The organism is Sinorhizobium garamanticum (assembly GCF_029892065.1).
Classification (GTDB): Bacteria; Pseudomonadota; Alphaproteobacteria; order Rhizobiales; family Rhizobiaceae; genus Sinorhizobium; species Sinorhizobium garamanticum.
Map to the genome: position 1 here is coordinate 285,864 of NZ_CP120374.1, position 11,782 is coordinate 297,645.

8 protein-coding genes are annotated in these 11,782 nt (G+C 61.2%); 3 read left to right on the top strand and 5 right to left on the bottom strand.

Annotated features, from left to right (window positions below; translation table 11 throughout):
• Window positions 1–6: 6 nt before the first annotated feature.
• The 5 genes from PZN02_RS21305 to PZN02_RS21325 form a co-directional block, all read right to left on the bottom strand.
• Entirely contained in the window at window positions 7–1,185 is a 1,179-nt protein-coding gene (locus PZN02_RS21305) for a polysaccharide pyruvyl transferase family protein (protein ID WP_280662665.1), read from the bottom strand.
• A 37-nt stretch (window positions 1,186–1,222) separates the two neighbouring features.
• A complete protein-coding gene (locus PZN02_RS21310; RefSeq protein WP_280662666.1) occupies window positions 1,223–3,901 on the bottom strand; it encodes a glycosyltransferase in 2,679 nt (892 codons plus the stop codon).
• Entirely contained in the window at window positions 3,888–5,360 is a 1,473-nt protein-coding gene (locus PZN02_RS21315; protein WP_280662667.1) for a DUF6212 domain-containing protein, read from the bottom strand. Before PZN02_RS21315 ends, PZN02_RS21310 begins: the two co-directional genes overlap by 14 nt.
• A gap of 182 nt (window positions 5,361–5,542) precedes the next feature.
• Window positions 5,543–6,790 (bottom strand): glycosyltransferase family 4 protein, encoded by a 1,248-nt coding sequence (locus tag PZN02_RS21320; RefSeq protein ID WP_280662668.1) that lies wholly within the window; start codon window positions 6,788–6,790, stop codon window positions 5,543–5,545.
• A gap of 45 nt (window positions 6,791–6,835) precedes the next feature.
• Entirely contained in the window at window positions 6,836–7,408 is a 573-nt protein-coding gene (locus PZN02_RS21325) for a MarR family transcriptional regulator (protein WP_280662669.1), read from the bottom strand.
• 204 nt (window positions 7,409–7,612) lie between these two features.
• Here PZN02_RS21325 and PZN02_RS21330 point away from each other — a divergent pair, with 204 nt between their 5' ends.
• The 3 genes from PZN02_RS21330 (at window position 7,613) to PZN02_RS21340 (ending at window position 11,740) form a co-directional block, all read left to right on the top strand.
• The gene (locus PZN02_RS21330; RefSeq protein ID WP_280662670.1) at window positions 7,613–9,379 is read left to right on the top strand and encodes a type I secretion system permease/ATPase; all 1,767 of its coding nucleotides are present in this window, start codon (window positions 7,613–7,615) and stop codon (window positions 9,377–9,379) included.
• A complete protein-coding gene (locus tag PZN02_RS21335; RefSeq protein ID WP_280662671.1) occupies window positions 9,379–10,803 on the top strand; it encodes an HlyD family type I secretion periplasmic adaptor subunit in 1,425 nt (474 codons plus the stop codon). Before PZN02_RS21330 ends, PZN02_RS21335 begins: the two co-directional genes overlap by 1 nt.
• 277 nt (window positions 10,804–11,080) lie before the next feature.
• Complete coding sequence (locus PZN02_RS21340; protein WP_280662672.1) at window positions 11,081–11,740, top strand: calcium-binding protein; 660 nt, start codon at window positions 11,081–11,083, stop codon at window positions 11,738–11,740.
• The last annotated feature ends 42 nt before the right edge of the window (window positions 11,741–11,782 follow it).

The following is an 11,782-nucleotide window of genomic DNA, read 5'->3' on the forward strand; positions in this document are numbered from 1 at the left end:
GAACGATTATTGCCCGATGCCGATTTCGCGCAGCGCCGAGCGGAAGGTGCGCTCGCGATCGGAATATCTGTCGACCATTTCGGACGCATTCAGCCCGGCCAGATGGTCGGCGACGAATTCGGCCCGGTTTTCCGCCTTGTCCACATCGATGGCATCGACGGCGGGCAGGCCCGTATAGCCGAGCATTTCGCGCATCCGGTCGTCCACCGCTACCATCAGGCTTGGCACACCCGCCTGCATGGCGATGATCGAGCCGTGGAAGCGCCGCCCGAAATTGAAGTCCATGGACGACGCCCAGGCACGCCACTGGTTCGTATCGAAGAAGGTGCGGATGTCGAAGGCCGTCTTCAGCCGGTCCGTGCCCGGATAGCTGAGATCGCCGAGCATCGAGCCGGAGGCGGAATCATAGACGCGCCCGTCGCCATTCGCCTCCACCGTCATGTCGAAGTGCAGAAACTCGTCCTGGATCACGTATTGGGGGCGTGAGCCCTCGGGCGCCAGCGCATCGGCATCGACGATCGTATCGTGATTGGCGCCGAGATAGCCGGAAAAGATCGTCCGCGCTTTGCCGACTTTCACATGCGGCAGCTTCTTCAGCGACGCGCGCATGTTGTGCGGCATGAAATAGACGGAGGGGCAGCCTGTCGGCTGGACGTAGGAAAAGCCCTGGTCCTTCAGGAAGCCTGCCGTCTCGAACCCGCGCGTGAGGAAATAATGCTCCCGCTCCTTGAGAACGTTCAGGAGCCGCTTCGTGCCCTCAGGCAGGCTGTTCTCGAGATCCCGGCGGTTCTGAAGACCGATGCCGAGCATGACGATCGGCATCTTGAGTCTGCTTAGCACCTCGGCTTCCGCGTCGGCGGAGAGGCCCTTGCGCAGGAGGTTCGCGCAGGTAAACACGCAGATGTCGAAATTGGCGTTGAACTCTTCCAAACCAACTCCATTCTTGCTGCAGTTGTAGAGATGCCAGAATGGAACCTGCTTCGCATGCGGCGCGATCGCACGGAGCGCCCCTTCGCCGATCAGGTAGTTTCCGGTGTTACTGATATTTCGAAGCTCCTGGAGAAACTCCTCCTTCGTCTCCGGCTGTTTCTGCCGCTCCGAATAGGACACCGACAGGCCGTGAGCGCCGTTGGCAAGGCGCGTGTAGTGGCCAGGAATTCCCGTCACGAGGATTCTTGGACGCATGCAATAGACCCTTCTTCTTGAAATCGGCGCGAGCTTGTCAGCCCACCGCCGCAACCTCGGGATTGGATGTCTCGCGCTGACGTATGACCGTCGAGCGCGAAAGCGATGAATTGTTCACTGAGCGGTCGCACCAGCCGAGGAACTCGGAAAAGGAGGATGCCCATGAGCGGCGTGCCGCGGTTCTCAGGCACCCCTCCATGAGAGGCGCGAGTTTTTCGCGATTGTGGGCGACCTCCGCGATGACCTTCGCCATATCCCGCACCACCTGCGGATCGGCGGAGGCGTCGATCAGGATGCCGTCCTCCCCATCCGTTATGAGCTCGTCGACGGCGCCGACGGCGGTCGCGATCGGAACACAGCCGAGCTGCTGCGCTTCGGCGATCATCAATGGCGCCCCTTCCCAACGCGATGGCATCAGGAGGACGTCCGCCCACCCCAGTGCTTTGACGAGATCCTTGCTCGCAAAGACCGGCGGGCGTACGTCAACACCGAGATCCTTCAACCGATCGGTCCACGATATAGTCGCGTCCGCAAGGATCTCGCCGCCAATCGCCCGGGCATCGAACGGTACACGCGAGGCCCTGAGCTCCGCGATCGCGGCAGCCAGGCGGTCGATTCCCTTCTGCTGGTCGAGTCGGCCCATATAGAGGACCCGGAGCCGGTCGTCCTTGCGCTCTATCCGCCTGACCGACAGAACCTCGGCCAAGACCTTGGGCGGCACGGAGAAGCTCGCGCCATTGGGGACCGCAAAGGTTTTTTCGTGCGGCACGCCGAAGCTATGCAGATAGATCTTGAGCTGCTCCGAGCAGGTCAGGAACGCGTCATAGCAATGCTCGTGGGCAATTGCGGCGAACGGCTGTCCGGCAGGCCTTTTGAAGCCCGTATTGTCGACGACGTGAAGATAGCAGGCCGTGCGGCTTCCTTCGGAGCGCAGGCGTGCGATGAGCGGGTGCACCGCCATGACATGATTGTTGATTATGAGGTCGAAACCGGAAAGCTGACCCTTGAGTGCCGACCAATCGACGTCATGCCCCTCGGCTATGAAGTCCTGCCCCAGGAAGGAGCCGGAGCCGCCCCAGGCGGGAATGCCCTGGTCCCAGAAGTGAATATAGTCGAAGCTCGCATCGAACTCGTCGATTACATCCATCCTGGACGTGCCGAGCACGAACAGGTGGGTTTCGTAGCCGTTCGCCTTCAATTCACGCGCCGCCGCGTAGACGACTTTTTCGGCGCCACCGAACGAGGCGTTCGGAACGAGCAGTGCCGCGGTTCGCTTGCCTCCCTCACTATGCCCGAGCGGCAGCACCGGCGAGCCGCCGAGTTCGTGGCGAAGCGCCTTGTGGAGTTCCGCATAGGGTACCAGCCGCGCCGGGCGCCAGGTCCAGCGGCGGCCGGCCGTCCGGCGTAACGGACTGGTCGCGATGGCGTTGACGCAATTGATCATCACCTGCTGGGGCGTGATCAGCGAGCGGCGCGGCAGGGTTCTCGGGAAAGGAAAGCGCACCTTCAGGACGGCCGATGTGGGCCATACCTGCTGGTTGCCGATCGACGCGAACCAGTCGAGCGCATTGTTCTGGATGACGTCGCGCACGAGCGAGGTCGACAGGAAGATGAGATCGGCATGCCCCACGTGCGCACCGGCCTCATGGAAGACCGGTTCGATCTTGCGTTGCGCGGCGTCATTGCCGAGTTGGACGAAGACGACATTGGCCTTCTCGCTCAAGCGCTCCAGATGCGAAAGCACGTTCGGCAGCATGCGCGAGCGCAGCAGGAGATCGAGAGTGGCGCCGCTTCCGGCGATCAGGAACGGCGGGAAATGGACATTGTCGGGCTCGCCGATGCTTGCCCAAAAGGCGGGGATGATGTCGTCGAGGCGAAGCCTGTGCGGTGTCTTTGTCGGATCGGTGAAGAAGGAGATCGCGGCATCTTCCGTCCGCGCAAACAGATAGCGCGGGCATTCCTCGTGCTCGAAATCGACGAGCATCGGACGCTGGAAAAGTGCCCTATGGCGTTTTCTCAGGAAGCTCACCGAGGCGGCACGGTCCCGGTTGGCTTCCTTGAAGCGGCTTTCCGCGCGGAGCCGGTATTCGAACGTTGTATCGTGACACGGCGTTCCGACGAAGCCATTTTCGATGCAGGACAGCCAGAACTCCCAGTCTTCGAAACCGTTCTGCCTGTCGTCGTTGAAGCGTACGCCGGCACGGAATACGTCGATCGAGATCATCGAGCCGGTGTCGCAGATATTGTCGGTGATGCAGTGAACAAGCCGCGAGTAGCGGTTGCCATAATGGGCCCGCCAGCTCACCGAAAAAGTGTCGATGTTGGTGTAGACCCAGCCGCAGCCGGTCGAGGCGAGCTGACCGTAGAGGGTTTCGATCGTGCCCGGCAGGACGCGGTTGTCGGCGTCGAGGAAATAGACGGCTCGCGCCTCCGGCAGGTTTTCGAGCACATAGTCGATCGCGCGGTTGCGCGCTCCGCCCGGCCCGGCATTCACTCCGAAAAGGACATGAACCGTCGGATGGGCTGCAGCATAGAGGAGCAGCTGGTCGAAGGTCTCCTGCCGCGGATCGCCATCGACTGATACGACCACCGCAATCCTGCATTCGGAAAGGGTCGATGCAAGCACCGATTCGATCGCCTCCAGGACAAGGGCTGCGTGTCCGTAGAGCGGCATGGCGACTGCGATCAGGTCCGAAACGTCCTTATTGCCGGACATGTGGTGCCCCTGCGGACTGCTTGACCAACCGGAAGCCGGACACCTTGAGCCACGAAAAATCGACCGTGTCCGTTACCGCGCGGCTGAGGATCATGAGATCCATGGGTTCGCGCACGGGTTTATCCAGTTGAAAGTTGATGTTGATCGCCTGCTGGGCGGTGACTTCACGCCAACCGCTGAAGAATGCCGAAGGCTTGGCCGCTCCCTTGCGCGCCAGCTCCGCCACCTCGGATCGCGCATTCGAATTGGCCGGAGCAAGCAGAAAGCTCACGGCCGCGGGCGCGCCCTGCGGATGGTCGATGACGGCGCTCGCCGAGAAGGAAATCGTGCCGGGCTCGACGGCGCGACCGATGGTGCCGGCTGAAATTCCGCTCGGCAGCGGGTGACACACCACGGCATGCTCGTGCTCAAGGAAGCGGACGGTCTGGAACTCCGGAACCAAAGGCGTGACGGACACGTCGACGATCTGGCTCAAAAGCTCGACCGCCAGACGATAGTCTTCAATGAAATGCCCTTCGAGCAAGGCGGTCGGAGCGATCATGTTGGGCATGCGCGCCGGTCTGACGCCGGCGAGCCCTGTAAACACCCGGAATGCAAGGGGCCTGAGGTCGAGATCGGCATGCGCGGCATCGGACCGGGCCGTATAGCGCTCGCTCGCGATCGGATAACCGAGCGAGAGCCCTACCATTTCTGAACCGGTTGTGGAGACCCTGAGCCGCAGCGTCCTTGCCCCGCCGCCGCAAGCTCGCGGCAGGGCGAAGAAATTCCAGCCTGCGACGACCTGTGCGTAAGGCACGATCCACTCGGCTACGCCCTCCCCGCTCTCGACATAGCCGAGCATCACGACCAGTTCGCCGCCATCCTTCGGGACGGAGTGGAGGTGCAGCGCTACGCCCGCCACGCCAAGGCTGGAGACTGGCAGGAGTTGCTCGACATGCCCGGTCGCAAGCAGCTGCCCAATGCCCTCGTCCTTCGGATCGACATAAGGATCGTGTGCGAAAACCTCGGCCACCGGCTCCCAGTTGCGCGCCTGGAATGCGTCCTCGAGCGCGCGGTAGTTCTCAAGCAGCGCTTCCCGCTCGCGCCTGAGGATGGCGAGCTCGGACGTTACCGAGGCGGTGAACCCGGCAAGCCGCCCTACCCCGCCTTCGACCAGCGCACGAACGAGCGCCAGGCTCTCCGCCTTACTCCTCGCATTGATCCGCTGAAGCGGTATCTCAGGGATCGTTCCCAGGGCGCGGAGGGCCGTAAGTCCCTCGCTTAGGTCAGCCTCCGCCTCGTCAGAGAAGGCGAGCGCAATCAGCGGGAATGCGTTCTGCAGAGGAACTCGGGAGTCTGTTCCCGTCTTGAGGAAGTGGACCAGATGCTCGATGTCGCTTCCTTCGACATGTGCCCGATCCCGATCGGATGCTACAACCAGCCTTCGCTTCGCCGGCGATTGCCTCACGCTAGAAGACATCAACTCTTGCACGCAGCGGCCCCAGAAGAAATCGATTATATTGAGGATGAAGTTTGCCCAAGCGAATGAATAAATTCGCCCTGAAAATCATCGCCCAAAACCTATCGAGGCTTTTCGCAGTGCACAATAGTAAAATCTTGGGGTATTGCTCGCATTTTATACTTCAAAACTTGAAGCAATATTCAAGCAAGGTGCGTTTCTTTCGAGGGGACTATTTTCTTTCCGGTAGCATTGCCGATCAACATCAACTGCTGCGCGAGGCAATCGTCCAGCCGGAATCTTTGCTCGACCGTTCTGCGTGCGGCGGCGCGCAGCGCGCGGAAATCGTCCGGGCGTTCGAGCACACCGAGTATCGCTTCGGCGAGCGCGTCGGTGTCGAAGAACGGGACAAGCAGGCCGTTGCGGCCCGACCGGATGACCTCCTGAACCGGTGTGGTGTCCGATCCGATAACGAGCGCACCGCACGCCATGGCCTCGAGCACCGACCAGGACAGGACAAAGGGATAGGTCAGGTAAAGGTGGGCCGCGGAGATCTGAAAAAGCTGGCGGAGCACGGAATGTGTCACGACGCCAGGGAAAATGACCCTCTCGCGCGGGACATCCAGTGACGCAAGGAGGTGATCCTTCCAAGATCCTCCGCCGGGAGGCGGTGCTCCATAGCTCACGCCGTCACCGCCGACAAAAACGAACAGCGCATCCGGATGCCGCCGGATGACCTTTTGGGCCGCCTCAAGCGCCTGCGGAAAACCCCGATAAGGCTCGAGATCGCGTGCGACGAAGGTGATGACGGGGTCACCGGCCTTGAGCACGCGTCCGTCGGGAAGCCTCAGCGAAGCTGCGGGATCCGGACGGAAGCGTCGCGTGTCTATACCTTCATGGCAAACCGCTATGCGTGGCTGCGCATCGGCCGGATAAAGACTTTTCTGCCAATTGGTCGGGCTGATGCCGCCCTCGATTGCCTCCAGCGACAGCAACTGTGCGACGTTGCGCAGACGCAATCTCTTGCGGGTCTCCGAATCGGGCTTGTCATCCGGCGCGAAGCCGACGTCCGCGCCTTCGGCGCGATAAAAGAACTCGCAATATCCAAGCGCGGGTACGCGTGGCAGCACATCCTTCACGAACATCATGCTTCCCCAGCCTATGTGGCCGAGGACGACGTCGGGGACCTGGCCGAGGCGTGCCATCGCGTCGAAGGTCTCCGCGACCCGATGGCCGATACGCACATGGTGGTCGGGCGCGCTGAGATGCCGGGCCATTTGCGGATGTGCCCGGGGACCCGGTTCCACCCGATGCCTGACCACGCGGACCGAAGGGATCCGTTGATCCACAGTTTCGGTCACCAGGGTCACTTCGTTGCCCGCCTCTACGAGATGGTGAGCGAGGGCCGCGAACTGGCCAAAGCCGCGCCGGTGCACAAATGCTACATGCATGTTCTCAAGCCAACCGCAAAACAGGGATCACTCTTCGAAGGCACATCAAATGCCGTAACGAGCGGCATTGCCCCAGACCAGTTCGAGACGGTGCAGGGTCTGGAAGGCGGTCTCAAGGTTTCGCCGGTCCTGCTCGCCATGGGTAAGGGCGCGTTCATAAGACTTCGCCGCTTCGCGCAGGTTGGCGCAAAGCTTTCTGCCTTTTTCCGAAAGCCGGATGCGGGCCGATCGCTTGTCGCGCTGCGAAGCGATTCGGTCGATGTAGTCGCCGTCCCCGAGCTGCTTCAGATAATAGGAGATGTTGGAGCCCATATAGTAGCCGCGGTCCAGGAGTTCGCCCACCGAGAGCTCCGCCTCTCCGATAGCCAGAAGTACCATGGCCTGGGCGGGCCCGATGTCATCGACGCCGATCTTGGAAAGTTCCGTGCGCAACAAGCCGGAAAACCGTCGGCTGGCGCGCTCCATGACCCGAGCCAGCTCGAAATATGTGATCAGAGGACCGTCTCCGTCGCGATCGGTCTCAGGGTTGTCGGGCATCTTCCTCATCGTGTCACTGGCGGGCAGGACGGCCACCGTGTCTGCGAAATCTGCGAACGGATAGTGAATCCTATGATTCATCCCTCTCTCCATTGGGGAAGTTACTTCAAAGTTCTAGAATTTACTTCAAAAATTGAAGCAAATTTCGTGACGCCCCCGCCCCGAATTTCCTCATCTTGAGCAAGCGATCTTTATTGTGCCACACTGATCACAGCAATACTGTGATTTGAGTGAATCTGACCCAGATCGCGACCTCGCATACACCTCCTAGCCGGAAAATCGCCGATGCGTAATACTGTTCCGAATCAAATGATTAGCAAGAGCCAAATCAACGCAAATCCGGCGCAAAACGGAACAATCAACCCAAGGCTGCTGGTCTTGCGGGCCCGTCGCGTTTTCGTTGTGACACTTCTTTATGCAGCTTTGCTAAGCGCCTGTATCAACCTCCTGCAACTCACAATGCCGCTCTACATGATGCAGGTACATGACAGGGTGTTGAATAGCCAGAGCATGGACTCGCTCGTGATGCTGACGATTCTGGCCCTCGGCGCGCTTGTCGTTCTCGGCGTACTCGACTTCATCCGCGCCCTCACCTTTCAGGCCATGGGCAGCGCCGTCGTGCGCTGGCTGAACCTGCCGGTCCTCACCGCTGCAGTGCAAGCCTCGGCCGATCAAGGGCTTGCCCGTGCGACGCAGTCGCTCAGGGACCTCACCGAGCTGCGCGGATTTCTGACCTCCTCGGCGGTCAGCGCTCCTCTGGACGCGGCCTGGTCCCCCATCTTTCTGGGCGTTCTTTTTCTGCTGCATCCGCTCTTCGGGCTTATTGGCGCGATTTCCGTAACGGTGCTTGTCTGCTGCGGTCTCCTGAACGACCTTCTGACCCGGCAGCTCATGAAAGAGGCAAGTCAGGCTAATATTGAGGCAGTCTCGAAAATAGGTGCGACATTACGTCACGCCGAGGCCATTGAGGCTATGGGGATGTTGCCCGCACTCGCGAAGAAGTGGCGAGTCGCGCAGCTGCACGCCCTCAGCGTGCTGGAGGCCAGTGGAATCAGAAGCAGGGCGATGGCCTCGATTACCCGCAGCCTGCGCTTTGCCATTCAGATGATATCACTCGCCGCGGGCGCTCTGCTCGTGATGAAACAGGAGATCTCCCCCGGCGCGATGATGGCGACGACCATTCTTGTCGGGCGCCTTCTCCTGCCCTTCGATTCCGTCATCGAGAACTGGCGACAATGGGTCTTGGCCATCGCCGGCTGGCGCCGGATCGAGGCTGCGCTGAACGAAGACCTCGCGGTCCGCCAGACCATGCCGACCCCGCGCTCCGAAGGCGACCTGGTCGTGGACAAGCTGGTCTACGCCGCACCCGGCATCGACGTGCCGATCATCAAGGGCATCTCATTCTCTCTCTCGCCCGGGGAGGTCCTGGGAATCGTCGGCCCCTCCGCCGCCGGCAAGTCCACCCTGGCGCGGCTGCTCGTCGGCATCCTGAAGCCGACGGCGGGTGGCGCCTTCCTGGACGGCAACAATGTCTATCTCTGGGAGCGCAGTTCATTCGGAAAGGTCGCAGGCTATCTTCCCCAGTCCGTCTCCCTCCTCGAGGGAACGATCCGCGAAAACATCGCCCGCATGGAAGAGAGCGACCCCTACAAGGTGCTCGAGGCGTCGCGGCTCGCCGACGTCCACGATATGATCGGGCGCCTGCCGCTCGGCTACGACACGCCGGTTGGCGAAGGGCAATTGACCCTTTCCGGCGGGCAAAGGCAGCGCATCGCGCTCGCCCGCTGCCTTTACGGCCGCCCGCGTCTCATCGTCCTCGATGAGCCGAATGCCAATCTTGATGCGATCGGCGAGCGGGCCCTCATCCGCGCGGTCGAAGACGCGCGCCGCGACGGCGCCATTGTCATCCTCATCGCCCACAGGCCGGCCATCATGCAGGTTGCCGACAAATTGCTCGTGCTGGAAGGCGGCCGCATCAGCCAGTTCGGCCCGCGTACGGACGTTGTCGCTTCCATGATGCCGGGCGAAACACGACGCGAAGGTACCGCCTGATGATGAAAGAACCGATCCTGCCCGTTCGCCTGGATGCGCAGCCCCTCGTCAAGACCGACAATCCGGAACGCCGCCTGCCGGTCCGCGCAGGCGCGCCGCTTTCAACGGTAGCACCTGAACACGACCTCCCCGACGACCATCACCGTTCGCCCATTCGGCGGCTCGTCATTGCGGGACTGACGACGATTCTGGTCGCTTTCGGCGGTTTTTTCGGTTGGGCGTTCTCGACGGAACTTAGCAGCGCCTCGGTCAGCAGCGGCACCATCGTCGTCGACTCCAAGCGCAAGACGATCAGTCATTTCGAAGGCGGAGTCCTGAGCCGCGTCCTGGTTCAGGAGGGCGATCACGTTGCCGCCGGGCAACCGGTCATCAAGCTCGAGGACACGCGTGCCCGCTCCGACCTCCAGGCACTCAAAAGCCGGCGCGTCGGCCTGATCGCAAAGCTCGCCCGTCTCCGGTCCGAGCAGGCGGGGGCGGCAGAGATAGGCTTCCCCGTCGATCTCGCCGGCACGGGCGACACGCCTGCCCGGGACGCCGTGATGGCGGAGACAGTGTTCTTCGAGAAACGCCGCGCGGCCAAGGAGGGGAAGATAGAGATTCAGCGCAAGACCATCGAGGAATATTCCGAGAAGGCCAAGTCGCTCGCCGCGCAGCTTCAGGCGACCGAGCGCCAGATCGAGCTCATGAACGAGCAGCGGACGGCAATCGCAACCCTGGTCGACAAGGCATTTGCCCAGCGCTCGAAGCTCATCGAGATCGACGCCCGGCTCAGCGAACTTGCCGCAACGCGCGGCGAAGTTGCCGGTGACAAGGCCCAGGCGGAAAAAGCGATGGCCGGGGCCGAGCTCACGTTGATCGGAATAGAAAGCGACTTCCAGTCGGAGATCGCCGGAGAGATCACTACGGCGCGGCTCGAACTGGCGGATGTCGAGGAGCGGATCATCGCTGCAGAGGACGTCCTGCGCCGCCTCGAGATCCGCTCTCCCCAGGCAGGCGTCATTGCCAATATCCAGCTGCGGACGCCCGGTAGCGCGGTCACCCCCGGCCAGCCACTGCTCGACATCGTCCCCGAGGACGAGCCGCTGCTCGTGGAGATGCATGTCAGCACGCGCGACATCGACAGCATTACAATCGGGTCCAAGACGCAGATCCGCCTGACGGCCTATAATCAGCGCACCCATTTGCCGCTCGACGGCAAGATCACCTATATCGCGGCCGACCAGTCGGTGGATGAGAAGTCCAACGTCTCCTATTTCGTGGCCCGTGCCGAGGTCGCGCCGGAATCCCTCGCCGCCAATCCCGACATCCGCCTCTATCCCGGCATGCCCGCCGAGTTGCTGATCGTGCACAAACCCCGTTCGGCAATCGACTATCTCGTTTCACCGGTCACCGACAGCTTTAACCGGGCGTTCCGGGAAGATTGACGGAGAATTCCACTAGCGACGATCGCATCGCACAAATTACTTTGAATTTTGAATCGTTTTACGGGTATTGCTCGAATAATAACTCCTAAAAATATATTGTGCTAATATTAACACATATTCCGAATCTTAGTCGAAACAGGAAAATAACCCCGAAATTACACGGATTTATTCCTGCTCTTGGATGTTGCCTTCTGGTTTATTGCGATGCACACTCCGGCACGCAATCTCGGCTCCCTGCCGATGATGCATGCATCAAACGACGAAGAGGAGTAAGCAGATGGCCACTTTGGAAGGCGGCGCATACGACGACGCCCTGTTTGGCTCTCGCTTTGACGATTTCATTCGCGCCCAAGGGGGTGATGATTTCGTCAACGGAGGCAAGGGGCACGACATCATCTTCGGTGACGGAGGTGACGACTTGCTGTTCGGCGACGACGGAAACGACACCGTGTTCGGCGGCGAAGGCACAGACATTCTTTATGGTGAGAAGGGCAACGATATCCTAGTCGGCGGATCGGGTGACGACCTGCTCGACGGCGACAAGGGTAACGACATCCTTCTTGGCGGCGAAGGCAACGACTTCCTCGTCGGCGGCAAGGGCAGCGACCTGCTCTACGGTGGCGCCGGCAACGACATCATCAATGGCGGCGAAGGCAACGATCTCCTGGTCGGTGGCCAGGGCAGCGATGTCTTCGTTTTCGATGGTGGTGGCGGCAACGACGTCATCCTCGACTTTACTCCCGGCGAGGACGTGCTGCAGATCTCCAAGGGCATCAATGGTCTGGACGTCACCGCGCCCGAGGACCTTGCTTCGCGCATCACCCAGGTCGGCGGCAATGTCGTGATCGACCTCGGCCATGGCGACACCCTGACGTTGGTGAACGCCGACGCCGAAGACATGCAGGCTCACCCCGAGAACTATTTCACCATCCACTGAGTTTGAACGGGCGCGCCCTGCCTCCTCCCGCGGGGCGTGCCA